The following is a 26,430-nucleotide window of genomic DNA, read 5'->3' as shown; positions in this document are numbered from 1 at the left end:
GGACGCCTCGGCGAGGCGTCCCTACCGGTCGAGAGAATCGTTGATGGGCATTCAGGTAGGGCTCTTTCGCCGAAAGAGCCGTCGGTTCGAGGGCGCAGCGAGCGTCTGTAACCTTCACCGTCGTTTACGACCGGGTCGACGAACGGACGCCTCGGCGAGGCGTCCCTACCCGTTATTTCTCTTCTTTCGCTTGCGCACCGTGCAGCACGTCTTCCAGTTCGAGGCCAGTCATGGCTTTGATGCCTTTGAGCAGTTGCATCAGCGCAACCATCATGATCACCATGCTGGGCACCGCGATGACGGGCCAGCTCCAGGCCATCATTTTACTGACTTCAGAATTAAAGGCATCGGTGCCACTGGGGCTGACGACGATCCAGCGGGCGAGGAAATAGTTGAGCACTCCGCTGAGTAGAAAAGAGGCTGCAAGCAGCCAAGTGCAGCGCACTAGTAGCTTTTCGAAGGCGCTCTCCGACTGGTGCGCCACCAGCGCGTTATGCACTTTGTCCACGTCGATCATTTCTGGGTTGTAGAGCAGTGTGCGAATCAGCGGGTAGGGGGTCTTGAGCGAAATAAGCACTGCCAGACCTAGTAATAGCGGTATGGCGGCTTCTTTGACGGCAAACCATTCGGTCGGGATTTCGAGAATGCCGATGCCTCCGGTGAGTAACACGCTGACCAGTCCTAGAATGGAAAAGATATTGTATTTCGAGCGCTTGACGTAGTCGTAGATGAAATAAGCGATGGGAAAGGCGATGGCGATCAGTAAGATGCCGACGGCTACGTTCTCAAAATATGGCTCTAAGTAGGGGCCCAGCCATTTTTTACCCTTGTTGAGTAGCAGGATGGGAAGGATCAAATTAAAGCCCAGGTTCAGAAAGGTATTCTCCTTTTTGACGGGCTGTTTATCCGTGGGTTGCGGATTTTTTGAAATAGGTGAGTTGCTGGGTTGCGATTCTGGCATGAGTTCGCCTAGAGTTTTAAGGCTTATGTCGAACGCAAGCTCTATTCGTTGTCTTATTACTGCGGGCCCCACCCGTGAATTTATCGATCCGGTGCGCTTTATCAGCAATCCATCGACGGGAAAGATGGGCTTTGCCCTCGCCGAGGCCGCTCTGCAAGCGGGATGGAACGTCGATCTAGTCGCCGGGCCTGTGGCCTTGGAGGAGCCGGATGGGGCGATCCTTTACCCGGTGGTGACCGCGGAAGAAATGTTTCATCAGGTCGATGCGCTCTTCGATGCCTGTGATGTGTTGATTATGACGGCCGCGGTCAGTGATTTTCGCCCAGTCGTCCAGCATGCGAAAAAGGAAAAAAAAGATATGGCCTCGATGAACATCGAGCTGGAGCGCACCACCGATATTTTAAAGACAATGACCGATCGCAAAGCCCATCAAACTGTGGTTGGCTTTGCGGCTGAGACGAACGATGTGGTGACTTATGCGAAAGAGAAACTCTTGTCGAAGAATCTTGATTTCATTGTGGCCAACGAAGTCGGCCAGCCAGGCGTTGGCTTTGCTGCGGATACGAATGAGGTGCTGTTGATCGCTGCGGACGGCAGTTCCGTAAAGCTAGGCCCGACCACGAAAGCAGCCATCGCTCAGGAACTGATTCAATTGGTGACGCCAAGCGCTTAAGACACAATTATGAAAACCACCGGACTTGAAAAAATCTTAGGACGAATCGAAGATCTGGATTCGGTGAATCTAGGTATCCTCGTGCAGCGCTTGGCGCGTGAGCGTAAGATGCAGGAGACTGTCTTTAATACCATCCACGATGGGATTCTGGTGATTGATTCGGATGGAGTGGTGCAATACGCCAACAACGCAGCTTTGCTATTGATTGGTTTAAAGGAGAACGACGTTGGGGTGACCCGACTATGGAAGATGGTGCCGGATCTGGCCAAATCGATCCATAGTGAGACCGTCGGGGGGCAGAAAAAGTCGGCTCCGGTGCTTTCGCGGGAGATTGAGCTGAGCTATCCGGAGCATCGTGTGGTGCGTCTTTATATGGTGCCGATCGATGCACAGGTCGGGCATGATGATTCCGGGGGCTATGTGATTGTATTGTCCGATATTACGGAGGAACGTGTTTCCATGGAGGAGCGAATCGAAAGCGAGCGCACTTCGTCAATCGTTCGCTTGGCGGCGGGGGTGGCTCATGAACTGGGGAATCCGCTCAATTCATTGACGATTCATCTACAGTTGATTGAGCGCAAATTAAAGAAACTGACAGAGCAAAAAGATGCGGCTAAATTGGCGGAGTCGCTGCAGGTGTGTCAGGGAGAGGTGCAACGCCTGGACGGTATTATTACTCATTTCTTAGAGGCGGTACGTCCACAAAAGCCTGAGTTGAACGAATTGGACCTATTAGAATTGGTGGAAGAGGTGCTGTGTGTGCAAGAAGTCGAGCTCAGTAATCGGCAGCTATCCGTGAAAGTAGAAGTGAGCGATGATTTGCCTGCGATATTAGGCGATCGGGGACAAATCAAACAGGTCTTTTTCAATTTGATTAAAAACGCGATGGAAGCGATGCAACCGGGTGGCAGTTTGCGTGTGTTAGCGCGTCGTGATGCAGACCATGTCTTCTTACAGTTTGTAGATACCGGTTCCGGCATTTCCGAAGAGGATCTGTCGAAGGTGTTTCAGGCCTATTATACCACCAAGAAAGAAGGGCATGGCTTGGGGATGATGATTGTGGAGCGTATTATGCGTGAGCATGGAGGCTGCATAAATATTGAATCGCACAAGGATAAAGGCACGGCGATCACACTTCAGTTTCCACGCCAGCTACGTCGTACCCGTCTTTTGGAGTCAGTTTAATGAGGGGTGCACGTTTAATAACTGTGCCTCAATAGTTTGTTCGCATATTTGTTTGGAGTCTGTATTTGTCAGATGACATGGCATTTACGTCGTGCTATTTGACAGTTGGCAGGAGTGAGCCGCGAAGCCTGCTCCAAAGGAGGTGAGCCAGATGCGTGCGCTTCGTGGCGCTGTATTTTCGAGGATGCGTTGCGCAGCGATTAGTACGGAAGGACTGCTGGTATTTCCGTAATCCGCGAGTGCGCTTCGGCTGGCTTGTAAGGTTGGTATGGTGAGGGTCGATTCTAAGCTGTCGAGTACGTCGCGGCCACCGACATGTGCGGCGATTGCGTGAGGTTCTTTAATGTCGATTTGTCGATAGAGTTTTTTGACCGCATGTGCAGCGATTTTAGGGACTGAACGGTGGAGTTTGTTTTTCAGTTTACCTGCACTGTTGGTAAAACGTAATAATTCGCGTTGTTCGGGATGGTGGAGCGTATTGAACTGATCGATCTTGTATTGCTGTCCTTTATTTGTGCCGGACCATATGGTCGCTGCTGCAGCATCTCCGAATAGACTGGCACTTATGAGCACACCCGGATCGTCGTCGAGATAGAAGGCGGCAGAGCAGATCTCGACAGCGATACAGGCAACAGTTGCATCTGGATTTGCTGCTAGAAACCCCTGTGCACTACGTAGACTTGGAATTGCTGCCCCGCAGCCTAATCCTACAATATCCTGAAGAAAGGCGCGGTTAGAGATACCCATTTGTTCCGCTACATAGCTCGTTAGGCCGGGGCACAAGTAACCGGTGCAGGTGCAAATGAAAAGCGCGTCTAGTGCGTCTGCCTCTACGTCTGCTTTGAGTAGGGCATCGCTCAGGGCTGCTACAGACAATTTGGGAGCTTCGATTTCAAAATTTTGATTAAGTGTCTGCGCATTCAAGCTAAAGAGATCTTCGACTCGTTCAGTTGCAAAGTGTCGTTTATGAATGCCACTGTCACCTTTAAGCACTTTTTCAAGTATGCTTTGCGAGCGTGGTTTCAAGGTGTCAATCACATCTGAATTTTGTAAGATGTCCCAGCACTCGCTTTGCGTTAAAGACTGTGGAGGCACTGCATGGCTGATAGATTGTAAGTACATTAATGAGTAATCGAATAGAGGAGCTTGAAGGGAAGTAGCTGTGTGCGTGCGAGTGTGCCGAGTGCGTATTGTCCAGGCTTGCTGTGGATCCATGGGTGTAGCCATCGGGCTGCGCGCAGCCTGGAATCAAAGCGAGCATGCTGCAACAGATTGATTTGATTGACAGTGCGCTGCCATGTTTGAGTTCCGGTGGCATATTTATATAGCATCGGATATGCAAGTTCGGCTGCTTCTAAGGCGATCGACATCCCATTCCCAGTGAATGGTGGAATCACGCTGTAAGCGTCGCCGAGAAAGAGCTTAGATGAGTCAGATGAGGGGATTCGAGAGAACTCGACTCCAGCCACACCACAGTGACTTTCTGGTAGAATTGTTGCTGCGCATAATTTTTCAGCGACGTAGCCGAGTTTGCTGTTTTTCAAATATTTGAGTAAATAGTCAGTGCGTTTTGCTTTTAAACCAGAGCGTTGTTTAAATAGTGCGCAGACATTGACTTTGTTATTCTCGATTTTAGATAAACCGACATAGCCGCTGGTGCCCAGGTGTAGTTCCAGGTCGGCTTCGAGTGGCAGGTCTTGGCAGTGCAGCTTGAGTCCTACCCAATCACTGCGGGCGGGCTTGCGTCCTTGGCAATGCACTCGGGCGATTGGGCGGGAGTTGAGTTTTTTACGGGATTTGAGTATGAGCTGACCACCTGTCTCTTGAAAGCTGTCGGCCAGGCGTTGGTCGAGTACGTAGCGTGATAGGCCAAGCGCTGGTTTGGGAAGTGTCTGACGCAATCTTGCTCGGCCTTGCAAATACCAAACAGTACTTTTATGAGTGCAAGCGTCTCTTAGTGATGTGCCTAAGCCCAGAGAATGTAGTGCATCGGATCCGCGCCCGCAGATGAATTCGCCGCACACGCGATGACGCGGTAGTGTGCCGGCTTCATGTAAAGTCACGGGGATGCCATTTGCTTGTAGCGCATTGCCGAGAGCGAGTCCGGCAAGTCCGGCGCCTATGATTTCAATCGGCTTCATTTGCGATTTGCTAGTAGTCGATACGCGCCCATCCAGGTTTCGTCGATGTGCCAAGCCCATTCTTTGTGAGAGAGGCCCAATTGCTCTGCGAGTTCATGGCCACGAAAACCTGCATCCACACTGATGCAACCGTCGTTGAGGGTGACATAATTGAAGCCAATATATTTGCCCGCCCGCAATTGTAATTTGTGGATCGCGCGTCGACAAGGCTCACAAATGATGAGTTTTTGAATGCCGCTGTTTTGGATATGAGTTCCGAGCCTTGACAGTTGGCTGGAGTTGAAATGGTGAAGGATTAGGTTTGCGATTAAATGCGTGTAGTGCGTGTAATTTGGGTACTGTAAAAGATCCATGACGATCCACTTGCAATTGTTCGGGCATGCTCTGGGTTTGGCTGCGATGTCGAGTGCGTCGTAATTGCCTGGCGGGAGGAGTTTACATAGTCGTTTGGCTAGGCTTCCGTCTCCGGCGCCGATCTCTATGTAGCGCGCCTGTGGCTGCTGTGACTTGATGATGGTATTAAACCAACGAAAATTACCCATTAGGTGATTGATCTTCACCAGATCTCGTCGGCTTGCGATTGCATCCGGATTACAGGCGGGGAGTGCGTCAAGAATTTCGGGTTGAACAAGGCGCGGCATAGAGGATGCACTGTGTGCGAATAGTGTATTGTGTCAATCGGGTGAAGCTTTCCTGCAAAGTATTGACAAATTCGAATGCTTGCTTACTTTCATAAGTCCCAGATGGGCAATGGTCTTAAATTTCGAGTCCTGGTTTTGAATCGGTTGTGGCAACCGGTTAATATCGTTGGCGTCGAACGGGCCTTTAGTCTCTTACTGCAAGATCATGCGCAGGTCATTTATACTGGCGATGCGAATTTTCGAATGATGAATTCGGCGGCATGGCTTCAATTTTCGGAAGAATCAATTCCAGCAGGGAATGAGGCCTATATTCAAACGGTGCGTTTGCGAATTCGTGTGCCTAAAGTGTTGTTGTTACGTAGTTATGATCAACTTCCGGTTCAGGAAATTCAGTTTAATCGGGACAACTTATTTGAACGAGATGATTACCGCTGCCAATACTGTGGTAATCATTTCGACGCGGGACATTTGAATATGGATCATGTGATTCCACGCGATCGTGGTGGACGTACTTCGTGGGAAAATATCGTGACTTCATGTATCAGCTGCAACTCGCGTAAGGCGAATCGATTGCCGCATCAAGCGAATATGCGCTTACTGCGTAAACCGGAGCGTCCACGCTGGCGGCCCTTTGTTAGTTCCTTAATCGGGCAGAGCTATGACTCCGATTGGGATCATTTTATCAATACCAAGCAGTTAGCCTAGAGTTAGCCTAGATGCTCTAATTTTATATCTATTGGGTATTTTAGTATCTTATGATGTTAAGCGATGTCTGTACGGCTAGCTTGGTCGAGCAGCGTCGTAGGCAGGTTTATAGGCGTTAATAATACTGTCGAGTAATTGATGACAGGCCTGATTGGTTTGCATGCGTTTAGGCTTTGCCTCGAACCATGCAAGTGTACGTTGGATACCTCGCTGAAATGGGGTTGTAGCCTGGTAGTCAGGCACGATGCGTTTGATTTTGGAATTATCGAAGATGGTACTGACTGCTTTGTCGCCCAGTAGACTACCTTTTTTAGTGGGTACTACTTTAGCAATAAAGCTGGAAGGAATGTGGACTTTTTCAACCGGGCCAGTTCCCGCGGCAATACCGACAGCATCGTAAATTTGGTTCCAAGTCAGTAATTCGTCAGAAGTGATATGAAAGGCCTCACCAATCGCTTGTTGATTACACAGTAATCCGACGAAACCTTTGGCGAAATCCGTAGCGTGCGTCATTGTCCATAGGCTGCTTCCGTCTCCATGTACGACCACTGGGCGACGTTGACGCATACGTTGTATGATTGTGTAATCGTTCCAGCCTCCGATGGCTGTTGGAATTACCGTATCGTATGTCAGGGAGGGACGCACGATAGTCACCGGAAAATCATTCTGCCGGTAGGCTCTGATGCAGGCTTCTTCACAGGCGATCTTGGCACGTGAGTAGTCCCAATAAGGGTTTTTGAGTGGGGTGGATTCCGTAACAACAGCTTGGGCGAGTGGCTTTTGATAGGCGCTGGCAGAGCTTATAAAGATATATTGGGCGCAGCGACCTTGAAAAAGGCGAATGTCACGTTCGATGTCTGCGGGGTGAAAGGCTATAAAATTGGCGACGACATCAAAAGTGCGTTCACCGAGTGCGGCAAGAGTGGCGGCTTCATCATGTATATCGGCGATTAGTGATTCGGCTCCGTGAATCTCATAGTCGGCCAGCGGACGTTGACCACGGTTGAGTAGCGTGACCTGATGCCCCCGTTGCAGGGCCAACCTGACGCTCGCTGCGCTAATGTTTCCGGTGCCTCCGATTAAAAGTACATTCATGCCTAAAGCGTAACAACTTTGTGTTGAGATTACGAAGCAAATCTTGCTGAGATGCACTTAGAAAATCCACCAGCCAATCGTCGCAAGGATTAAAATCAGCAAGATGATCGAGAGGCTTCTACGTTCTTGGCTGGTAAGGTGCATGTAAAAAACAAGAACGTATTGGACAGGGGGCGACAAGGGTGGAATCGCTTAAAGTCGTTTGTGGGTATGATTGATAGTTTGAGTTTTTCAAATGATCCATTAGCCTTCGTTTATTATGAAATTATTCCTGTATATGATGCCCTTGCTAGCTATAATCACTGGTTTTACTGGCTGTATGAGCACCGCCCAGCATGCGGAATTTGTGAAGACTATTAATTTTAGCTCACTGGATACATTCCGTTTTAAGCACACATTGGTGAGTGGTATGGATTTTCGGGAATCCGATGAATTATTGCTGGAAGCGCTTTCTGAGCAAGTGATTGTTAATGAACTTCAAAATCGGGGCTTTGAGTTTTCGGATACTGATGCGGATTTTTTCGCCATCGTGAAATGGAAGAAGTCTGTTAGCAGTCATGTTGATCCTTTTGCGCATATTGATCCTTATACTGAGGTGATGGCGCGGCGCGACGATACGCGTACCCGTTTTGCGTCGCGTTTACACCTTACACTTGAGATTTATGAGACTCGGACGCAAAATTTGTTTTGGCGCAAGGATCTGCCTAATAGCTTCGATGCACTTCAGCTGACCGAAGAGCGGGTTGTCGCCTCGCTGGCGCGTGCAATTGAGAATTTCCCGCAGCACATTGTAAAAGATCCAAATCTGCCAAGTATTGAATAAAGCGAAGTTAGATGTGGAGAACAGGTAATTGGGCTTTTGCTACATGGGATTAAAAGAGAAATAATACCAATTCGCAAACCCTTTGAACCTGAATGAAGCTGTTCCCCGTAACCTTGGTTCTTAGAACCGGGTAGATGCACATCAAAATCGCTTATTGGGGGAGCGAATTGTTTAGAAACTGGCGAATAGTGCTTGCTGTGAACTCAGGGGCTTCCAGATGAGGGGCATGCCCGACGCTGTCAATAATTGCGTGCTTCCACGCGGGCTTACGGCTGGCGCTCAACGGGGCGAGTATTTGACGGGCAATTTGAGTATATTTGGTATCTTCTTGGCCAGTTATTAATAAAGTGGGAATGGAGAGCTTTCCGAGTCGGGGCCAGAGGTTGGGCACGCTGCCTTGACCGAATTCACGCAGGTTACGAGCGAGGCCGGCTGTTGTGTGTGTACCACGATTAGCCTGCATGCGCGTGCGCCAATTGCTGCGAATATTTTTTTGGCTGCGAATCATGGGAGTCTGCTGCCAAAATTCTAGAAATGCGCTTAGGCCCTTGCTCTCGATGGAAGACGCAAGTTCGGCATCGGTGCTTCGGCGCTGGACCCGCTCCGCGTCGTCTGCGATGCCCGGATTGGCACTGATGAGAATCAGTGCATCCCATGCCGCTGGCTGTTGGCAGGCGTGAACTAGGGCGGCTCGCGCTCCCATGGAGTAGCCTAGTAGAATCTTGGGGGCTGCAGTTTGTAGCTGCTTGTTGTGCCGTTCGTGCTCGATAAAATCGATCATGTCAGCTGGCTTGCAAGGCAGCTGAGAATTGGCGGCGTGCCCCGGGAGGTCGGGACAATGCCATTGCGCGCCGACCAGCTCCGCGAAAGGAGCAAAATCGCTGCCGCAACCAGTGAAACCGTGAAGTGCTAGAATCTGCATTTGAATGGAGTGGAGAGTGGGCCGTGGAGAGTGGGGAGGCAAGCATGGCTTAGCGCCATTGATCAGACACAAAAAAGACGGCTCGTTGTGAGCCGTCTAGTGATTCAGTTCAAAATCTGTCTTTTGATTTTCGACCTCTGTCTTTGGGGCTACTCGCTGACTGTGGCCGAGATGATTTTTTGCTCCTCAACCGGGCGGTCACCGGGGCCTTTTTTGACCTTTTCCAGTTTTTCTACGACGTCCATGCCTTCGATCACTTCACCGAAGATGGTGTGGTTCATGTGGAGCCAAGGTGTAGCTGCAGTCGTGATGAAGAATTGGCTGCCGTTGGTGCCGGGGCCTGCATTGGCCATGGCGAGCAGGCCGGGCTTGTCGAAAGTGAGATCGCGCGCACACTCGTCTTCAAAATTTTTGCCCCAGATGGACTCACCGCCGCGGCCTGTGCCAGTGGGGTCGCCTCCTTGGATCATGAATTGCTCAATGATGCGGTGGAAGATCACGCCGTTGTAGTAGCCGTTCTTACAGTGAGTGGTGAAGTTTTCGCAGGTCTTTGGCGCGACGTCGGCAAAGAGCTCGAAGGTGATGGAGCCTTGTGTGGTTTCGAGTGTAACTTTCATAGTATGTGTGTGTGATTTATTTGGTTTTCGTCTGAATCGGATTGGGATTTAGAGTCGGACTTATGCTTCAGAGTTGAGATGAGAGATGGTCTCGACGACGAAGTGTTCCAAGCTGGCTTGTGTGGCTTCGAAGGCAACCGGAAGTTTGAGGTCTTTCAACGTTTGCGTGGTGAGGGGACCGATACTGCCGAATACAGGCTTGCGGGCATCCGGCTCCAGTGTGAGTGCAGCATGTTGATCAACAAAAGATTTTACTGTAGATGAGCTGGTAAAGAGCACGGCGTCGGCACCTTCCTGACGGAAACGTTCAGCTGCAGGGTCTTGGCTGAGGTCTGTCTTCGTGGTTTTGTAGAGGGGCAATGTGTCGACGATGGCGCGGCCTTCATCGGATTCCAAGCGTTTGACCAGGTTCTCGCGGTTCAGATTGCCGGTGATCACGAGGATTTGCACGCTTTCGATGCCTTCGTTTTCGATCAATTCATCGGCGAGGGCGTCGGCATTGGCCTTTTGCGGGATGAGGTCTACTTTGAGTTTGTGCTTTTCAATCTCGCGCGCGGTGGCCGCTCCGACTGCGGCGATGCGCATGGGCCCGAGGCAACGGATGTCATCGTAGGCCTTATAAAATAGATCGAAGAAATTCTTCACGCCATTGGCGCTAGTAAAGATAATCCATTCGTAAACAGCGATGCCTGCAAATACCTCACCCAGGCGTTTGGCATCGAAATGTTGCTGGACCGAGATGAAGGGCAGTTCAATGACTTCGGCACCTTGGTCGCTCAGAATCTGGCTGAGTTGTCCCGCCTGTTCGCGGGCGCGGGTGACGACGATACGTTTGCCAAAGAGTGGGCGTCCTTCAAACCATTCGGTCTTTGCCCGGTGTGCCACGACTTGGCCAATGATGATCATGGCCGGGGTCCCGATGCCGGATTGCTCGATGTCCTCGAGTATGCTATCGATGGTGCCATAGACGGATTTTTGCCGGCTAAGTGTGGCCCATTGGATAATGCCGACGGGCATTTCGCCCGACATGCCACCTGCTTTGAGCTCTTTGATAATGCGCGGTAGTTGTCCCACGCTCATGTAGAGACAAAGTGTGCCGTTGGTTTTTCCGTATAGCTTGAAGTCGATACTGAGCGTATGTTTCTCTGGATTTTCATGTCCGGTGAGAAAGGTGATGGAGGAGCTGAAGTCCCTGTGGGACAGAGGAATGCCTGCATAGGCCGCTGCTGCCAGTGCGGCGGTGACTCCGGGGACGATTTCAAAGGGGATTTTGTCGATCTGCAACTCGCTGGCTTCTTCGCCGCCACGACCAAATACGAAGGGGTCGCCCCCCTTGAGACGAACCACTTGTAAGCCTTTATGTGCGCGGTCGACCAGAATTTCCTCGATTTCATCCTGTGGGATCGAGTGCATGCCCGAACGTTTGCCGACGTAGATTTTTTCCGCAGCTGGCTTTGCCCAGTCCAGCAACTTGGGATTTGCGAGGTAGTCGTAAACGATGACATCAGCAAGTTCGATGAGTTCACGTGCGCGAACGGTGACAAGGCCCGGGTCGCCGGGGCCGGCGCCGATGAGATATACTTTTCCTGGTTGTGACATGCTGGAGAATTAGGAATTAGAGCTTTAGCTCTTTCATTATGGCATCGAGTTCGGGCTCAATTTGATCCATGGACTCGAGTGTGATTTTAAATTCTTGATGGCCCACTTCAGGATGAAAGACCCGAAAGAGACCCGCTTTGTAATAGGCGCCGACCGGGATCTGACAGCCACTTCCCAAGCGTTGCAGGAAGCCTTTTTCGAAAGTAACCGCGAGCTGGGTCTGGGCGCAGAAGAGATTTTCGTATTTTGCGAGATCTTCACTGCGGCATTGCACCGCGATCGCGGCTTGCCCGGGTGCCGGCACGACTTGGTGTACCGGTAGTTCGATGAAATTTGAACCAGGATACGATTCAATTTCAAGGCGGTCGAGCCCCGCCGCAGCGAGCAGGCTGGCTTCGCATTCACCTTCCGCTATCTTACGCAGGCGTGTGCCGACATTGCCGCGAATCGTCGTCCATTCGGCGGATGGAAACAGGATGCCGAGCTGTGCCCGGCGACGAGGACTGCTGGTGGCGATGGTTTTGGGGATCGGGCAATCGTTGCGATGCACCAGCACGTCATTTACGCGGGCGCGCGGCAGATAGCCAGCGATGGCAAGTCCTGCCGGGGAGACTGTCGGCATGTCCTTGGCGCTGTGAATCGCTAGTTCCGCGCGATGGTCGAGTAGGGCGTCCTCCAGTTCCTTGGTGAACAGGCCAATCCCACCACGCTTTTCCAGCGACCAATTGAGGCGCTCGTCGACTTTGGTCGTCAGTTCGAGATTCGCAAATTCCTCTTGTGGAAGCGTCTCTGCGAGGCGGGCACGTACCATTTCCGTTTGCTTGAGCGCGAGCGGACTTTTGCGGGTGGCGATGAGTGTGGGAGTGGTCATGAAACGAAAAAGCGGTCGTCAGTATAATCTGACGACCGCTTTGAATTTCAAATATGAAATCGCTTAGTTGTAAGAAGCTTGTGTGCCCTTGATGTTGCGCTTCTTAACCCAAGGCATCAGCGCGCGGAGGCGTTGACCTGTCTTCTCGATTTGGTGGTTCTGGCCATCTTCGATGAACTGCTTGTATTTTGGCAGACCATCCTTGTATTCCTTGACCCAGTTCTTGGTGAACTTGCCAGTTTGGATGTCCTTGAGGATCGCCTTCATCGCCTTCTTAGACTGTGCGTTGATCACGCGAGGGCCAGAGATGTAGTCACCCCATTCAGCTGTTTCGGAGATGGAGAAACGCATGCCAGAGATGCCGGACTCAACCATAAGGTCGACGATTAGCTTCAACTCGTGCAAGCACTCGAAGTAAGCCATTTCGGGTTGGTAGCCAGCTTCAACCAATGTTTCGAAGCCAGCCATAACGAGGGCCGATGCGCCACCGCAAAGAACGGCTTGCTCACCGAAGAGGTCAGTTTCACACTCTTCCTTGAAAGATGTTTCGATCACGCCGGCACGTGTGCCGCCGACGCCCTTGGCCCATGCCAGAGCAACTTTTTTGGCGTCTTTTGAGGAGCCCTTGTTGACCGCGATCAATGCAGGAACGCCCTTACCTTCAACATATTGGCTGCGAACCACGTGGCCAGGACCCTTAGGAGCCACCATGATGACGTCGATGCCTTTAGGCGCTTCGATCAATCCGAAGTGGATTGCCAGACCGTGGGTGAATGCAAGCGTCTTGCCTTCTGTCAGGTTGGGAAGAATATCGTTTTCGTAAACCTCAGCCTGCTTCATGTCGGGCACGGCGATCATGATGACGTCTGCACGTTGAACAGCTTCAGCAGTTTCAAAAACTTCGAAGCCTTGCTTGCGGGCAACGGCAGCAGATTTGCTCTTTTTGTAGAGACCAATGATCACATTCAGACCGCTGTCCTTGAGGTTTTGGGCGTGTGCGTGGCCCTGAGAACCGTAGCCAATGATGGCAAGGGTTTTCTTTTTGATAACTCTTAGGTCGGCGTCTTTATCTGTATAGACTTTTGCAGGCATATTTATCGTTGTTTGTGGAAGTGAATGACTCCCTGGTTAGTGAAAATATTAAATATTAAAATTAGAAACAGCTGGAAAGAAAGGCATCCAATTTACTGTGAAACAAATTAATGAAATCAATTCGGGGCAGGGGACTAGCCGCGTTTTAGCGCTAGATTACCAGTGCGTGCCATTTCGATGATACCGTAGGGCTCCACGAGATTGAGGAAAGCGGTGACCTTATTTGCATTACCAGTCATTTCGATGTTCACGCTCTCAGGAGCGACGTCGATGATTTTGGCACGAAAGATATCGCATACTTGCATCACTTCAGAACGCTGACCGGCAGAGGCACTCACTTTTAGCATGACTAGTTCGCGCTCTGTGGCTTGTCCGTCTGAAAATTCAGTGACTTCGAGGACATTTATCAATTTGTTGACCTGCTTGATTGCTTGGTCCAGTGCTTCGCTGTCGCCAATAATTGTGGCCGTAATACGCGAGAGTTTATTATCCATCATAGGTCCCACATTCAGTGTCTCGATATTGAATCCACGACCGCTGAACATTCCAGCGATGCGAGCGAGAACTCCAAATTTATTTTCGACAAGAATTGAGATGATGTGACGCATAATAGAAGAACGGGGATTAATTGCTTAATCCCCGATTCAACGTTTAATAAAATGGTAGACGGTGAGGGATTCGAACCCACGACCCCCTCGGTGTAAACGAGGTGCTCTAACCAGCTGAGCTAACCGTCCTCTAGATTTGAGAAAACAGGGACGATGCCGCGATGGATTGTTGAATCAAGCATTTTTTTGCGGTATTTGAATTTTTTATGTTTTTCTTCAGAAACGATGCTGAAGATGCCACTTGCCAATAGTTGATTTACAGGGTCCAATTGTGCCTTGTGAACACTCTATACTGCATTCAAGAAAAACTGCACCGAGCTTTAGGACTGTGGATAGTCTTGGGGGGAGGTATCATTTTGTCCGGGCTTTCGCTTGGATGTGTCTCAGTCAAGACCGAGCATCGGGTTGAACCGATTCAGATTACTATGGATGTGAATGTACGTTTGGAACGGGAGTTGGAAAAATCCTTTGCTGAATTGGATGCCCTCTCGCGTGAAATTGCAGCTGATCATATCGAAGAAGGAGCTGAATAAATGAAAAATTATATACTATTGTTTAAGTGCGTATTTATTTGTTGTCTGGGGTTCTTTTACGCGCAAGCACCGCTGTCGGCACAGGCATCCGGGACGACAGAAGAAGCCTTGCGTCATTCCATTGGCGAACGCTTGCCTGCATTGATGGAGTTGAAGTTGCAGGCCTTGGTCGGTGAGACAAATATGGGCTTGGTTGAGGCGCGTGCTGACTTGGATCGAAGTGGGCGACGTCTTTTGGCGGATGAGAATCGAGATCGTCTCGCCTATTATAAGTTGATTTCGGAGCGCTTGGGGATACCGGTGGCTGCAGTGCAGCGTAAGCGAGCTGAGCAAATCAGGAAGAATTTGCCGCAGGGTGTTTGGTTTCAGTCACAATCTGGTGAGTGGTTTCGCCAATAGTTGCGCAGTAGATAGTTACGGATTTTTCTGCCTGCCTGCGTTTGCTTTTTTAGACTCCATTTTTAATGAAGAATCCCTCTCTTCGCTTTGCACTAAAGTTTTTATTTTCTGTATTGGCAGCAGCTTTTGCGGCTCAGATTACAGTTACATTAACCGATGATCGCTTTGGCGAGAGCGTGCGACAAGTTGCGCCTGCATATGGGGTGGCAATTGCCATTGTCATGTTGGGCGGTTATCGCTATCTGCCTGCAGTTTTTATTGGTACTCTGATACCTGCAATTTTTGAGAAGCAAGCATACCTTTTGATATTGAGTATGCCTTTTGCAGTCACAGTGACGTCTGCCTTGGCGTATCGCTTAATGGCAATCTTAAAGGTGGATTATAGGATGGAGCGCATACGCGATGCGCTTTTGATCATTTTTGTCGGTTTCATCCTAAGTACCATACTGGGGGCGGTGGTACAAACCTTATTTTTCTTGAGTAGTTTAGCCATTAATTTTGAGGGGCATTTTGTGCCGCTGCTCTGGACAAACTGGTTGTCTGCCAGTGTGGGGGCCATTATTGCGACGCCTTTTCTATTAACATGGGCCAATCCAAGTAAATTTCGCTTGGCAGCAAATCAGGGTGTTGAGGTTTGTTTGTGGTTTGTTACCTTATTATTGTTCGGGCACATAACTTTTCAAAATTGGGCACCATCGGATACCTTATTTTATCCGATGGAATTGGCAATTTTTCCTATCATGGCATGGTCGGCGACGCGTTTCGGTCTACGCGGGGCGTCTGCTGGAGTGCTGGCACTGGCACTCCTGGCAGGGTGGGAAATTATTCGCGTACTTTCCGGGGATGGTAGTGGCATGAGTCAGAGTCCTGCGAATATTTGGATATTTGTCGGGGTCGTTTCAATCACGTCGATTTGCTTAGCTGCAGTAATGATGGAATTGCGTATCCGTGAGGCGCAAGTGTTGGAGAATGAGACACGCCTCCGCGCTTTTACAGAAGCGCTTCCGGATATTGCTTTTGTATTAACACGTGAGGGAGAGATTCGAGATATATTTGCTGCCAGTGCACGTATTGAAGCGAATCACCGTATCGTGTCTGCTGAACGTGCCGTCGGTCGTAATATTGCCGATATCTTTGATTCCAGTGTTTGTCGTGGTTTTATGGATACGATCGAGAAAACCATTCAAGTTAATGAGATTCGAAAGCATGAGTATTCTTTAGAGTCAGCTGATGTCGGTGAGCACGTTTTCGAGGCACGAGTGACTCCGATGCGTCGCTCTGCTGGTGGCACTTCCAGTGTCGTGTGGGTCGCTTATGATATCAGCGAGCGGAAGTTGGCTGAAACTGCAATTAAGGATAGGGATAAAATTCTACGCGCCACTGCGCGTGCAAATAATAATCTTTTGGTGACTCAGGATGTTGGACGCGCTGTTGAAGCGGCGATGCGAGAGGTCGGTAATGCTTTGAATGTTGAGCGGGCATTTATATTTGAGATCACTGACCGTACCAATGAAGCTCTTCAGAATTTCTGTATTCAGCACGAGTGGCGTTTACATGAAAATTGCCCTAGTTTTTTGGGGAATCCGCATTATCAAGATGCTCCGTTAGAGGAGTTTTGCCCCGGTTGGTATCAAACGCTTAATGAAGGGGGGTACATGCAAATAGACAGTCGGCGTAAGGATGCGCTGTCAGTGGATGTTTTACGCCATTTTAATAGTCGTTCAATGTTAGTGATGCCGATGTGGATGGAGGGGGAGTTGTATGGATTTTTTGGTGTGGATCATTGCAGTCGTTCACATGATTGGAGTGATGGCGAAATTTATGCGGTTCGGGTGCTATCTACGAGTTTGTCAGGATTACTTTTAATCCGAGGTCAGGAAAAACAGCTGCGAGTTGCGATTGAATCTGCAGATGCAGCAAGTTCTGCCAAGGGAGAGTTTCTTGCGATGATGAGTCATGAGATACGCACGCCCATGAATGCGATTATAGGCTACACCGATTTACTCGGACAGGCAGATTTATCAGAGACGCAGAGTGAGCAGGTTGCGATTATCAAACGTAGCGGACGAGCTTTGTTGGATTTGATTAATAATATTCTTGATTATTCCAAGATTGAGTCGCGTTCACTTGAATTGGATGTGGAAGAATTTGATATCGAACAGGTGGTTTGTGAGTCTTTGGAGAGTGTGCTGGTTATGGCGCAGGAGAAGGGGATTCATGTGCACTACGAGCTTGAGCCCAATCTACAGGAAACATATATTGGGGACGCGCATCGCATTCGCCAGGTATTAACCAATTTGGTCAATAACGGAGTGAAGTTTACCACGCGAGGAGAGGTGTCGATCCACGTGAAATTAGAGTCTGCCGAAGCTGCTAAAAACTGCGCGTATGATACTTTACACTTTGAGGTTCGAGATACCGGCTGCGGAATCGCAAAGGATAAGTTTCAATTATTGTTTCGAGCCTTTAGTCAAGTGGATTCCTCGACGACGCGGAAGTATGGAGGTACGGGGCTGGGATTGATTATTTCCAAGCGCTTAATTGAGCGAATGCAAGGGCAGATCTGGGTGGACAGTGAGCTTGGGAGTGGGAGTCAATTTCATTTTACAATTCAGTTATTAAGAAAGGAGCATGAGGCCAATACGCTGGCTCCTTTTGTGAAACAGACAGGGACGGATGATCGTTTGGCTGGGAGTTTTGCGGAAGCATACCCGCTGCGAATCTTAGTCTGTGAGGATGATAAGGATAATCGCAGGGTGATTCGTGAGCTTTTGGAAATGCTGGGCTATCGTCCGCACGTGGTTGAATCCGGCGAGGATGCTTTGGAGCAGTTGAAGCATCGGGCCTACGATACTGTCCTTCTGGATGTGCGTTTGCCGGGACTTAGTGGAATTGAACTAACACGTGCAATACGTAGCGGGGCGGAAAGGATCGAGAGGTGTGAGCAGCATATTATTGCCGTGACAGCCTTTGCAATGAATGAGGATCGTCAAAGCTGTTTGGATGCGGGAATGAATGATTTTATTCGTAAGCCAGTGGAAATCGTTGAGCTCAAGGACGCACTACGACGTGCTTATCATGAGTTTAGAGCATGAATAATGAGCATAATAATTTACTAGAATGGAGCCTAAATTAATCGATTTGCAAGGTACTCTCGCTGGGGTGAAGATGCCGAAGTTGTTAAGTAAATGCTTTGCGCCGGGGATTGAGCGAATGCTTGGAATCAACGGGGTAAACCGTATTTATGCAGATGTTCATTCTCAGTTGGATGACATTGAGAATGATGAGGCTTTTTTCATGAAAACCCTACGGGTGATGGGGGTGCATTTTGAATTGGATAATGCAGATTTTGAACGAATCCCCAAGACTGGCTCGTTGATTGTCATTGCAAACCATCCCTTCGGCGGGGTCGATGGGGTGGTCATGGGCGCCTTACTTAAAGGTGTGCGCCAGGATGCAAAGTTGATGGGGAATTATCTATTGGCTCACATGGAGGGGATTCGTGGCAGTATTATACAAGTGGATCCATTCGGTGGAGAGGCGTCTTCGCGAGCCAATCTAAAGGGGATGCGTGATGCGATTCGCTTGCTGCGTGATGGTGGATGTCTGGGAGCCTTTCCTGCTGGGGAAGTTTCCAGTTTACGTTTAAAGAGCGGTGCAGTGGTGGATCCACTCTGGACTGGTCACATCGTGAATTTAGCCTTAAAGACCGGTGCAAAGGTACTGCCGATTTATTTTGAAGGGTGCAACAGTGCACTTTTTCAGGCAGCTGGTCTACTCCATCCTCGTTTACGGACTGCTTTGTTGGCCCGTGAGTTCTCGCGGGCCCGAGGACGAGAAATGCGTCTAAAGGTTGGAGCTATCATTGAACCCAAGCATTTGGAAACATTCGAAACAAAGGAGGCGGCAACTGAATATTTACGCTTAAAAACGTACGCTTTAAAAGAAATGGAGCCGAAGCAAAGTCGTCGGCGTTTACGTTTACCTTTTCGCTCTGCTACTGCTGCGCGCACTATTCAGCCCTTGGCACCTGCACAACTGACACATCGCTTAGAGCAGGAAATTGAATCGTTGCCAGCTTTAACACGTTTGGTAGAGCATGGAGATTTCGAGGTGTATTGTGTCAGCGCAGATAAAATTCCACTCGTATTAAAAGAAATTGGACGTTTGCGGGAAGAAACTTTTAGAGCTGTTGAGGAAGGAACCGGACAGGCGTCGGATCTGGATGAGTTTGACCACTATTATTTGCACCTGTTTATGTGGAACCGTGCCGAGCGAGAAATTGTTGGTGCCTATAGGATCGGATTGGCGGACGAGATCGTTAAAGAGTATGGTAAGCAAGGACTCTACACTTCTACTTTGTTTCATTATCGTGCCAGATTCCTAGAAAAATTGGGGCCGGCCATTGAGCTGGGGCGGTCATTTATTTGTATTAAGTATCAGAAGAAACATGCTTCTTTGGCTTTAATCTGGCGTGGAATTGGTGAGTTTGTGGCGCGGAATCCTCAGTATCGAACCTTGTTTGGTCCGGTTAGTATTACCGATGCCTATAATAGTATTTCCAAAGATTTGATGGTTCATTTTTTTCGTGAACATAGTTTTGACGAGGAGCTGTCTCAGTATGTAAAAGCCCGTAATTCACCAAAGTCTTTTAAGCTATTAAAAGGTATCTCGTTGAAACACATCGGTGAGGCAATCAAGTCGGTAGATTCTGTTTCTGCGATTGTATCAGGTTTTGAGGAGGATCGAAAGGGAGTGCCGATTTTGTTACGTCATTATTTAAAGCTGAATGGCGTACTGCTTAGTTTTAACGTCGATCCTGCCTTTAGCGATGTGATCGATGGGCTGATTCTAGTCGATCTTTGCAAAACGGATCCCAAGGTATTGCAACGCTATCTCGGCAAGGAAGGCTACGGAAATTTTAAGAATTATCATGCTCAGGATTTGGATGTGGAGGAGGTCATTGCCGCCGCAGAATCCGTTATTTGACATGATGTTTGGCTTTGAGTAGTCACGTATTGCATTCTGCGGCAGAAGCGTTGTGGTAGCGCATTTTTTTAGGAAGCTATGGTAGGTGCGCGTAAAATAAAGAGACAGTTGGGCATGATCGGTCGGCTGTGGAGGAATTGTAAGTTATTGCTGCTATTTGTGTGTGTGGCAGCTATGCTATTTGGGGCGTGGTATGTGAAACAGGATGAGGCGACACAGCGACGTTCGCAGGAGCGGTTAATTGTGGGGCTCGATTGGTTGATTGAGCTGAAGCAGACGAATCGAGATATGGATGCCGTGCTTAATTGGGTGATTCAGCAGATGCCTGCTTCGTTGGGGAACGTGATCACTGTCGGGGATGTGGAAGGTGCGGATCGCTATACCTTTGCAGGCGTGCCGATTGGGGCGCGGCCTGTTAAGTTACTGCAAAATCAGGGTTATATGGTTGGTTATGATGAGACGCTGCGAAATCCAGCTTGGGTTGCCTACCATTTGAAGCGTGGTGATAGGAGCGCTGCATCTGAACGACTGGAGACTTTTGAAACGGATCGCCGCACGCGTGCACGAGTGCGGCATGGCGACTATAGTCATTCAGGTTACGACCGGGGGCATATGGCTCCGAATTACGCAATCGACTCTGTTTTTGGTGAGCGAGCGCAGCAGGAAACATTTTTGATGAGTAATATCGTGCCACAGCGTCCTGAGCTCAATCAGGGCCCTTGGAAGGAATTTGAGCAAGTCGTGGCAAATCGGTATTTAAAGGATTATCAAGAGGTCTGGGTGATTACTGGTCCGGTTTATCGCGAGCCGATTCAACGTTTAGTCAGCGGCGTAGCGATACCTTCGGCTTTCTTTAAAGTCATTATCGATGTGGTGGAGCCGACTGGAGTGCGCGCGCTAGCGCTAATACTTGATCAGGAAGTTACGAATTCGACCAAGTTGAGTCAGCATTTGGTGACGATAGATGCGGTCGAAGCAGCGACTGGGCTGGATTTATTATCCCTATTGGATGACACTGCCGAGTCCAGCTTGGAGGCGGACTTAGCTAAACGTTTATGGTGATGGAGTGGCTTGTTTGATTGATAGCAATTCTAAGAATGCAGAATCTTATAGGCTAGAAAAAAGGCCGCTCCTCAGGGAGCGGCCAGTGAAACACAGTTGGTATTGAGGTCGGTTAATACGAATTACTCTTCGCTTGCTTCAGCGTCAGCGCTTTCTGTTGAAGGGACGTCTGCTGCGGTAATTTCGCTTTCGCTAGCACTGACATCCTCGTCGCCGGATTGTTCTTCCTCGGTGGCGATGACCTTACTGATGCCAATCAACTCATCCTTGTCTGCGAGGTTCACCAGCTTGACACCACTGGCGGCACGACCGGTGACGCGTACGGTGTTGATCGGGCTGCGGACGGCTTGGCCTTTTTTGGTGAACATCATAATTTCGTCTGTTTCAGTCACGCTAAGTGCGCCAGCAACTTTATCAGATTTAATTGCAATAATACCGGAGCCACCGCGTGATTGAACCCGATAGTCATCGAATTCAGTGCGTTTACCCAGGCCGTTTGCCCCTGCGATGAGCAAGAGCTTTTTAGGTTCTGGTTCAGTGCCTTCTTCGGATGCATCCACGACTGTGGGTGGATTGACTATCTCGATGGCGACGACTTTATCCTCTTGAGTTTTAAGCTTGATGCCTCGAACGCCGCGTGTGGCACGGCCTTGGTCGCGTAAGTCAGTTTCTGGGAAGCGTATAGATTGCGCATTACTGGTCACCAGTAGAATATCGTCCTGACCAGAAGTGAGGCGAGCGCCGATTAGGTTGTCTCCTTCATCGATGTTGATGCCAATTAGGCCACCTTTACGGTGATTTTTGTAATCGGATAACAGAGTCTTTTTCGTGACACCGCGTTCGGTGGCCAATACGATACGTTGCTCGGATTCGTTGAAATCTTTAACGCAGATCATCGCGGCGATTTTTTCACCAGCCTGTAGCTCGATGATGTTGGCGATGGCGCGGCCCTTCGCAGTGCGACTGCCTTCCGGTATGTGGTAGACCTTTTCCACATAGACGCGACCGTTGTTCATGAAGAACATTATATAGTCGTGGGTGGATGCGGTGAAGAGGTGTTCGACAAAATCATCTTCATACTGGCCCGATCCGATCACACCCTTACCGCCACGCTTTTGTGAGCGGTACTCGTCGAGCGAAGTGCGTTTCATGAAGCCCTTGTGCGTGATGGTAATCATGCAGCCTTCGTTAGGAATGATGTCTTCCATTGAAAGATCACCGTCAATTGCGAGTATTTGAGAGCGGCGCGGATTGCCATACTTCTCTTTCATTTCTCCCAGCTCATCTTTGATGACTAAGAGCAGCTTTTGTTCACTGTCCAGGATGGAGCGAAGCTCTTCGATGAGTTCCATCAATGCGCGATATTCTTCTTCGATTTTACCGCGTTCCATTCCGGTGAGTTGATAGAGGCGTAGTTCCAGGATGGCGGTGGTTTGAATCTCTGTGAGTGGATACTTGGCCATCAGAGATTGCTTCGCTTCATCGCGGTTCTTGGACGCGCGGATGATGCGGACGAAATCATCCATATTATCCAGGGCGATTTTGTAACCTTCAAGGATGTGGGCGCGTGCTTCGGCCTTACGTAGTCGAAAAGCGGTGCGGCGGTAGATGACATCGCGACGGTGGTCGATGTAGCAAGTAAGCATCTCTTTGATGTTCATCTGCTTAGGGCGACGGTTGTCAAGTGCCAGTAAGATGACACCAAAAGAGCTCTCTAGTGGTGTGCTTTTGTAGAGCTGATTAATGATTACGCGGGGAATCGCGCCACGTTTGAGCTCGATGACAATACGAGTGGTTTCAGTGGATTCATCACGCAGGTCGGAAATGCCATCGATTGCCTTTTCTTTGATCAGATCCGCGATGCGGATAACTAAAGAGGCGCGGTTGACGTTATAGGGGATGGCGGAAATAATGATTTCTTCCTTGCCCTTATTTTCGACTACTTCAGCGATGCCTCGGGTGCGCACGATGCCACGGCCTGTTTTTAGATAGCTTTCGATTCCAGATTTGCCGTGAATATAACCGCCGCCTGGGAAGTCGGGGCCTGGAATGATCTTGATTAACTCGTCCAGTTCGATCTTTGGATTCTCGATGATGGCAATTGCTGCGTCGATCACCTCATGCAGATTGTGTGGCGGGATGTTAGTTGTCATGCCCACGGCGATACCAGTCGAACCGTTCATTAGCAGGTTCGGCAGCGCGGCTGGAAGTACAGAAGGCTCAGTGGAGCTTTCTTTATAATTTGGAACAAAATCGACTGTATCTTCGTCGATATCCTTGAGTAGATCTTCGGCGATGCCTTCGAGTTTACACTCGGTATAACGATAAGCTGCGGCGGAGTCTCCGTCGATGGATCCGAAATTACCCTGTGGAATGATGAGTGGGTATCGCATGACCCAGTGCTGGGCTAGGCGAACGAGCGTGTCGTAAACAGAACTGTCACCGTGAGGGTGATAGTTTTTTAGGACTTCCCCGACGACACCGGCGCACTTGTCAAATGGACGGTTGTGAAGCAAACCTTCACGTAGCATCGCATAGAGGATTCGGCGTTGCACTGGCTTGAGACCGTCGCGGGCATCGGGCAGCGCACGACTGACGATGACAGACATCGAGTAATCGATGTAAGCCGTCTGCATGATGTCGATAATCGATGTGACTTCGGCGCTGGTGTGCTCAGGGTTTTTAGGTGTGAGTTCTTCGGACATTAGATTTTTTAACTTCGTTACTCTTCTTAACCTTAATGCTAAGTTTACTCGTGATTAGAGTATATAAGCAGTACTGATTTGATTAGGATTAAGAATATGATTAAGATATAGGCCTATGATTTGGCTCAGGATTAGACGTCAAGGTGCGCTACATTGAGTGCATTATCTTCGATAAAGGCACGACGACTTGGGACGTCTTCACCCATGAGCATCGAGAAGATGCCGTCAGCTACAGCGGCGTCAGCAATGCTGACTTTTAGTAGTCGCCGCGATTTTGGATCCATCGTGGTTTCATAGAGCTGCTTGGGGTTCATTTCACCAAGACCCTTATAGCGCTGAATGCTGAGGCCACGGCGACCGATTGCTCGAATGTTCTCGATCAACTCGATGATGGAGTAGAGCTCGATGATATTCTCTTTCTTTTCATCTCCTTTGTTCTCGATGATCTGATAGCGTGGTTCAGGGCTCTTGGAAAACTGTCTAATATCCATCCCGGCATCAGCTACCTCACGGATGAGCTTGGCCATCTCAGTGGATTCGAAGATCTCGTGCAGAGAAATGCGTTGTTGTACTTTGATGCCTTCGTCACTGGTGATTTCACGGATGACGGTGTCCGTGCCGTCTTCGTCGGTAAGTGCGAATTCAGCATGGAAGGCCATACGATCTTCGTCGTTTTTTAGAAAGCGGAACGCTTCCTCATTGCCTGTACGAATACGAACGATGTAGCGCGGGAGCTTATAGTCATCTGGATCGTGTTGATCCAAGTATTGAGCAAAATCGCAGCCATAGCGAGTTACGCCACGGCCAATCATTTCCAGGCGAGACATGCATTCAACGAGTTGATCGATGGTGGCTCCGGTGAGTTCTGTTTGGTCGCGTAGACGCACCAGAGTGACGTCTTCTGAGCCGAGTTCGAGTAGAATTCGATTCAATTGTGGATCGTTGTCGACATACTGCTCGCGCCGCTTGCGTTTGATTTTATACAATGGTGGTTGTGCTATGTAAACATAACCCGCTTCAATCAATCCCTTCATTTGGCGGAAGATGAAGGTGAGTAGCAGGGTGCGAATGTGAGCACCATCGACGTCCGCATCGGTCATTAGAATGATTTTATGGTAACGCGCTTTAGTGGCATCAAAGGCTCCGTCGCCTTCGTGATCGCCGATACCGGTGCCGACCGCTGTGATGAGCGTGCGAATTTCATTGTTACCCAGCACCTTATCCAAGCGGGCCTTCTCAACGTTGAGAAGCTTACCACGGATCGGGAGGATGGCTTGGGTCGCTCGGTCACGGCCCTGTTTGGCCGAGCCACCAGCGGAATCACCCTCCACAATGTAGAGCTCGGACACGGCAGGATCTTTAGACGAACAGTCGGCCAGTTTGCCTGGCAGGCCTCCGGAGGAAAGGGCGCCTTTACGAACCGTTTCACGTGCCTTGCGGGCGGCTTCGCGGGCGCGTGCTGCGTTCAGACACTTGTCGATTAGCTTCTTGGCGACTTGCGGATTGGTTTCAAAGTAGTATTTTAACTCTTCCCCGGTAATTTTTTGAACGATGCCGTCCACTTCGCCATTGGAGAGCTTCGTTTTGGTCTGACCTTCGAAGCGAGGCTCAGGAACCTTGACAGAAACGATGGCTGTAAGACCTTCACGGGCATCTTCGCCTGAAAGATTCGGTTCCTTATCCTTAATTAAATTATTAGCCTTGCCGTAGGCATTAATGACACGAGTTAGCGCTGTACGAAACCCAGAGAGGTGGGTGCCCCCCTCGATGTTGTGGATCGAGTTTGCGTAGGCATAAATCTGATCATTGTAGCTGTCGTTGTATTGAAAGGCAATGTCGACGACAATATTCGCATCGAGATCCGGGTTCGGTGTGGGCGCTTCACCGTGGAAACTAATTGGCTCCGGATGCAGCACGTTTTTATTTTCGTTGAGGTATGTGACGTATTCCGCAATGCCATCCTTGAAGATAAAGGAATCGGTTTTATTGATACGTTCATCGACGAAGGTAATTTTGATGCCTGGGTTGAGAAAGGCGAGTTCACGTAAACGCTTGCCGAGTAGTTCGAATTTGAAGTCGCGTGTGGTTTCGAAAATTTGAGGGTCAGGAGAGAATGCGATGCGTGTGCCGGTGCGCTTTGTTTCTCCAATAACCTTCATCTTAGAAGTGGTTTTGCCGCGGGAAAATTCCATCTTGTGGACTTTGCCGTCGCGGCGGACCTCGACTTCAAACCATTCGGAGACGGCATTGACGCACTTGGCACCCACGCCGTGCAGGCCACCGGAGACTTGGTAAGCGCCTTTACCAAATTTGCCGCCTGCGTGGAGATTGGTCATTACTAGTTCCAGCGAGGGAATGTTATACTTCGGATGAATGTCGACTGGGATGCCACGACCATCGTCTTCGACCGAGCAAGAGCCGTCATTGTGAATGCTGACTGTGATTTCTGAGCAATGCCCCGCGAGCGCTTCATCGATTGAGTTGTCGACAATCTCAAACACACAGTGGTGTAGGCCGCGCTCATTCGTATCGCCGATATACATGTCGGGGCGCTTACGCACACCTTCAAGACCTTCGAGTTTCTGAATCTTGGACGAATCGTAGACGTCTTTTGAGTCCGCGATCGGAGCAGCTTTAGGATCTAAATTTTCGGGCGTTGTATCTTCTGACATAAGCTAGAAATATATATGCAAAGCCCGGCTCAGTGGCTACTAAAAACTTCCGATTCAGGCCATTTTTTTGTGGATATACAAGTTGCTTTCTTTCAGCGGCTTATGGCTTGAAATTTAAGTCGTTTTTTCCTGTTTTA

22 protein-coding genes and 1 tRNA gene are annotated in these 26,430 nt (G+C 49.5%); 9 read left to right on the top strand and 14 right to left on the bottom strand.

Annotated features, from left to right (window positions below; translation table 11 throughout):
- Nucleotides 1-172: 172 nt before the first annotated feature.
- Nucleotides 173-961: a VC0807 family protein gene (locus tag QEH59_RS07580; RefSeq protein WP_308984763.1), complete on the bottom strand. Its 789-nt coding sequence runs from the start codon at nucleotides 959-961 to the stop codon at nucleotides 173-175.
- Between the two features lie 25 nt (nucleotides 962-986).
- Here QEH59_RS07580 and QEH59_RS07575 point away from each other — a divergent pair, with 25 nt between their 5' ends.
- Both QEH59_RS07575 and QEH59_RS07570 read left to right on the top strand, forming a co-directional pair.
- Nucleotides 987-1,634, top strand: a complete 648-nt coding sequence (locus tag QEH59_RS07575) for a phosphopantothenoylcysteine decarboxylase (RefSeq protein ID WP_308984762.1) — start codon at nucleotides 987-989, stop codon at nucleotides 1,632-1,634.
- A gap of 9 nt (nucleotides 1,635-1,643) precedes the next feature.
- Complete coding sequence (locus QEH59_RS07570; protein WP_308984761.1) at nucleotides 1,644-2,819, top strand: sensor histidine kinase; 1,176 nt, start codon at nucleotides 1,644-1,646, stop codon at nucleotides 2,817-2,819.
- A gap of 84 nt (nucleotides 2,820-2,903) precedes the next feature.
- Here the strand turns inward: QEH59_RS07570 and QEH59_RS07565 are convergent, their stop codons facing one another.
- From QEH59_RS07565 to QEH59_RS07555, 3 genes are read right to left on the bottom strand one after another with little or no spacing between them, the layout of a single operon-like run.
- On the bottom strand, nucleotides 2,904-3,941 hold the full coding sequence (locus tag QEH59_RS07565; RefSeq protein ID WP_308984760.1) for a type III polyketide synthase: 1,038 nt from the start codon (nucleotides 3,939-3,941) through the stop codon (nucleotides 2,904-2,906).
- Nucleotides 3,941-4,960, bottom strand: a complete 1,020-nt coding sequence (locus QEH59_RS07560; protein ID WP_308984759.1) for an NAD(P)/FAD-dependent oxidoreductase — start codon at nucleotides 4,958-4,960, stop codon at nucleotides 3,941-3,943. The genes QEH59_RS07565 and QEH59_RS07560 overlap by 1 nt, the downstream gene beginning before the upstream one ends.
- Nucleotides 4,957-5,601, bottom strand: coding sequence for a class I SAM-dependent methyltransferase (locus tag QEH59_RS07555; RefSeq protein ID WP_308984758.1), 645 nt, complete (start codon nucleotides 5,599-5,601; stop codon nucleotides 4,957-4,959). The genes QEH59_RS07560 and QEH59_RS07555 overlap by 4 nt, the downstream gene beginning before the upstream one ends.
- 75 nt (nucleotides 5,602-5,676) lie before the next feature.
- On the opposite strand from QEH59_RS07555, the gene QEH59_RS07550 reads away from it, so the two are divergent.
- On the top strand, nucleotides 5,677-6,306 hold the full coding sequence (locus QEH59_RS07550; RefSeq protein ID WP_308984757.1) for an HNH endonuclease: 630 nt from the start codon (nucleotides 5,677-5,679) through the stop codon (nucleotides 6,304-6,306).
- Nucleotides 6,307-6,381: 75 nt separating this feature from the next.
- Here QEH59_RS07550 and QEH59_RS07545 read toward each other — a convergent pair whose 3' ends face one another.
- Entirely contained in the window at nucleotides 6,382-7,401 is a 1,020-nt protein-coding gene (locus tag QEH59_RS07545) for an SDR family oxidoreductase (RefSeq protein WP_308984756.1), read from the bottom strand.
- 259 nt (nucleotides 7,402-7,660) lie between these two features.
- On the opposite strand from QEH59_RS07545, the gene QEH59_RS07540 reads away from it, so the two are divergent.
- Nucleotides 7,661-8,224, top strand: a complete 564-nt coding sequence (locus tag QEH59_RS07540; protein WP_308984755.1) for a DUF4136 domain-containing protein — start codon at nucleotides 7,661-7,663, stop codon at nucleotides 8,222-8,224.
- A 151-nt stretch (nucleotides 8,225-8,375) separates the two neighbouring features.
- Here QEH59_RS07540 and QEH59_RS07535 read toward each other — a convergent pair whose 3' ends face one another.
- From QEH59_RS07535 to QEH59_RS07505, 7 genes are all read right to left on the bottom strand, one after another.
- Entirely contained in the window at nucleotides 8,376-9,146 is a 771-nt protein-coding gene (locus QEH59_RS07535) for an alpha/beta fold hydrolase (RefSeq protein WP_308984754.1), read from the bottom strand.
- A 149-nt stretch (nucleotides 9,147-9,295) separates the two neighbouring features.
- On the bottom strand, nucleotides 9,296-9,763 hold the full coding sequence (locus QEH59_RS07530) for a peptidylprolyl isomerase (protein WP_308984753.1): 468 nt from the start codon (nucleotides 9,761-9,763) through the stop codon (nucleotides 9,296-9,298).
- Nucleotides 9,764-9,823: 60 nt separating this feature from the next.
- Nucleotides 9,824-11,362 carry a uroporphyrinogen-III C-methyltransferase gene (gene cobA / locus QEH59_RS07525; RefSeq protein ID WP_308984752.1) on the bottom strand — a complete coding sequence of 513 codons (1,539 nt, stop codon included), beginning with the start codon at nucleotides 11,360-11,362 and terminating at the stop codon, nucleotides 9,824-9,826.
- A 16-nt stretch (nucleotides 11,363-11,378) separates the two neighbouring features.
- Nucleotides 11,379-12,233: a hydroxymethylbilane synthase gene (gene hemC / locus QEH59_RS07520; RefSeq protein WP_308984751.1), complete on the bottom strand. Its 855-nt coding sequence runs from the start codon at nucleotides 12,231-12,233 to the stop codon at nucleotides 11,379-11,381.
- 63 nt (nucleotides 12,234-12,296) lie between these two features.
- Nucleotides 12,297-13,325 carry a ketol-acid reductoisomerase gene (gene ilvC, locus QEH59_RS07515; protein ID WP_308984750.1) on the bottom strand — a complete coding sequence of 343 codons (1,029 nt, stop codon included), beginning with the start codon at nucleotides 13,323-13,325 and terminating at the stop codon, nucleotides 12,297-12,299.
- A gap of 134 nt (nucleotides 13,326-13,459) precedes the next feature.
- Nucleotides 13,460-13,933, bottom strand: a complete 474-nt coding sequence (gene ilvN, locus QEH59_RS07510) for an acetolactate synthase small subunit (RefSeq protein ID WP_308984749.1) — start codon at nucleotides 13,931-13,933, stop codon at nucleotides 13,460-13,462.
- A 52-nt stretch (nucleotides 13,934-13,985) separates the two neighbouring features.
- Nucleotides 13,986-14,062 (bottom strand) — tRNA-Val (locus QEH59_RS07505).
- A 149-nt stretch (nucleotides 14,063-14,211) separates the two neighbouring features.
- Here QEH59_RS07505 and QEH59_RS07500 point away from each other — a divergent pair.
- The 5 genes from QEH59_RS07500 (at nucleotide 14,212) to QEH59_RS07480 (ending at nucleotide 20,916) form a co-directional block, all read left to right on the top strand.
- The gene (locus tag QEH59_RS07500; protein WP_308984748.1) at nucleotides 14,212-14,466 is read left to right on the top strand and encodes a hypothetical protein; all 255 of its coding nucleotides are present in this window, start codon (nucleotides 14,212-14,214) and stop codon (nucleotides 14,464-14,466) included.
- On the top strand, nucleotides 14,467-14,865 hold the full coding sequence (locus QEH59_RS07495; protein WP_308984747.1) for a DUF1318 domain-containing protein: 399 nt from the start codon (nucleotides 14,467-14,469) through the stop codon (nucleotides 14,863-14,865).
- 65 nt (nucleotides 14,866-14,930) lie between these two features.
- The gene (locus QEH59_RS07490) at nucleotides 14,931-17,960 is read left to right on the top strand and encodes an ATP-binding protein (protein ID WP_308984746.1); all 3,030 of its coding nucleotides are present in this window, start codon (nucleotides 14,931-14,933) and stop codon (nucleotides 17,958-17,960) included.
- Between the two features lie 25 nt (nucleotides 17,961-17,985).
- On the top strand, nucleotides 17,986-19,854 hold the full coding sequence (locus tag QEH59_RS07485) for a bifunctional lysophospholipid acyltransferase family protein/GNAT family N-acetyltransferase (RefSeq protein WP_308984745.1): 1,869 nt from the start codon (nucleotides 17,986-17,988) through the stop codon (nucleotides 19,852-19,854).
- Nucleotides 19,855-20,049: 195 nt separating this feature from the next.
- Nucleotides 20,050-20,916 (top strand): DNA/RNA non-specific endonuclease, encoded by an 867-nt coding sequence (locus QEH59_RS07480; protein ID WP_308984744.1) that lies wholly within the window; start codon nucleotides 20,050-20,052, stop codon nucleotides 20,914-20,916.
- Nucleotides 20,917-21,038: 122 nt separating this feature from the next.
- Here the strand turns inward: QEH59_RS07480 and gyrA are convergent, their stop codons facing one another.
- Together gyrA and gyrB are read right to left on the bottom strand one after the other, a co-directional pair.
- On the bottom strand, nucleotides 21,039-23,621 hold the full coding sequence (gene gyrA, locus QEH59_RS07475; RefSeq protein WP_308984743.1) for a DNA gyrase subunit A: 2,583 nt from the start codon (nucleotides 23,619-23,621) through the stop codon (nucleotides 21,039-21,041).
- Between the two features lie 131 nt (nucleotides 23,622-23,752).
- Nucleotides 23,753-26,293 carry a DNA topoisomerase (ATP-hydrolyzing) subunit B gene (gyrB, locus tag QEH59_RS07470; protein ID WP_308984742.1) on the bottom strand — a complete coding sequence of 847 codons (2,541 nt, stop codon included), beginning with the start codon at nucleotides 26,291-26,293 and terminating at the stop codon, nucleotides 23,753-23,755.
- Between the last annotated feature and the right edge of the window lie 137 nt (nucleotides 26,294-26,430).

It is taken from the genome of Thalassobacterium sedimentorum (genome assembly GCF_031127905.1).
Classification (GTDB): domain Bacteria; phylum Verrucomicrobiota; class Verrucomicrobiia; order Opitutales; family Coraliomargaritaceae; genus Thalassobacterium; species Thalassobacterium sedimentorum.
This window is presented reverse-complemented; position numbering and strand designations above follow the sequence as displayed.

Coding starts and splice junctions, on each gene's coding strand:
- QEH59_RS07580 (WP_308984763.1), bottom strand. CDS start 961: ATGCCAGAATCGCAACCCAGCAACTCACCTATTTCAAAAAATCCGCAA.
- QEH59_RS07575 (WP_308984762.1), top strand. CDS start 987: ATGTCGAACGCAAGCTCTATTCGTTGTCTTATTACTGCGGGCCCCACC.
- QEH59_RS07570 (WP_308984761.1), top strand. CDS start 1,644: ATGAAAACCACCGGACTTGAAAAAATCTTAGGACGAATCGAAGATCTG.
- QEH59_RS07565 (WP_308984760.1), bottom strand. CDS start 3,941: ATGTACTTACAATCTATCAGCCATGCAGTGCCTCCACAGTCTTTAACG.
- QEH59_RS07560 (WP_308984759.1), bottom strand. CDS start 4,960: ATGAAGCCGATTGAAATCATAGGCGCCGGACTTGCCGGACTCGCTCTC.
- QEH59_RS07555 (WP_308984758.1), bottom strand. CDS start 5,601: ATGCCGCGCCTTGTTCAACCCGAAATTCTTGACGCACTCCCCGCCTGT.
- QEH59_RS07550 (WP_308984757.1), top strand. CDS start 5,677: ATGCTTGCTTACTTTCATAAGTCCCAGATGGGCAATGGTCTTAAATTT.
- QEH59_RS07545 (WP_308984756.1), bottom strand. CDS start 7,401: ATGAATGTACTTTTAATCGGAGGCACCGGAAACATTAGCGCAGCGAGC.
- QEH59_RS07540 (WP_308984755.1), top strand. CDS start 7,661: ATGAAATTATTCCTGTATATGATGCCCTTGCTAGCTATAATCACTGGT.
- QEH59_RS07535 (WP_308984754.1), bottom strand. CDS start 9,146: ATGCAGATTCTAGCACTTCACGGTTTCACTGGTTGCGGCAGCGATTTT.
- QEH59_RS07530 (WP_308984753.1), bottom strand. CDS start 9,763: ATGAAAGTTACACTCGAAACCACACAAGGCTCCATCACCTTCGAGCTC.
- cobA (WP_308984752.1), bottom strand. CDS start 11,362: ATGTCACAACCAGGAAAAGTATATCTCATCGGCGCCGGCCCCGGCGAC.
- hemC (WP_308984751.1), bottom strand. CDS start 12,233: ATGACCACTCCCACACTCATCGCCACCCGCAAAAGTCCGCTCGCGCTC.
- ilvC (WP_308984750.1), bottom strand. CDS start 13,325: ATGCCTGCAAAAGTCTATACAGATAAAGACGCCGACCTAAGAGTTATC.
- ilvN (WP_308984749.1), bottom strand. CDS start 13,933: ATGCGTCACATCATCTCAATTCTTGTCGAAAATAAATTTGGAGTTCTC.
- QEH59_RS07495 (WP_308984747.1), top strand. CDS start 14,467: ATGAAAAATTATATACTATTGTTTAAGTGCGTATTTATTTGTTGTCTG.
- QEH59_RS07490 (WP_308984746.1), top strand. CDS start 14,931: ATGAAGAATCCCTCTCTTCGCTTTGCACTAAAGTTTTTATTTTCTGTA.
- QEH59_RS07485 (WP_308984745.1), top strand. CDS start 17,986: ATGGAGCCTAAATTAATCGATTTGCAAGGTACTCTCGCTGGGGTGAAG.
- gyrA (WP_308984743.1), bottom strand. CDS start 23,621: ATGTCCGAAGAACTCACACCTAAAAACCCTGAGCACACCAGCGCCGAA.
- gyrB (WP_308984742.1), bottom strand. CDS start 26,293: ATGTCAGAAGATACAACGCCCGAAAATTTAGATCCTAAAGCTGCTCCG.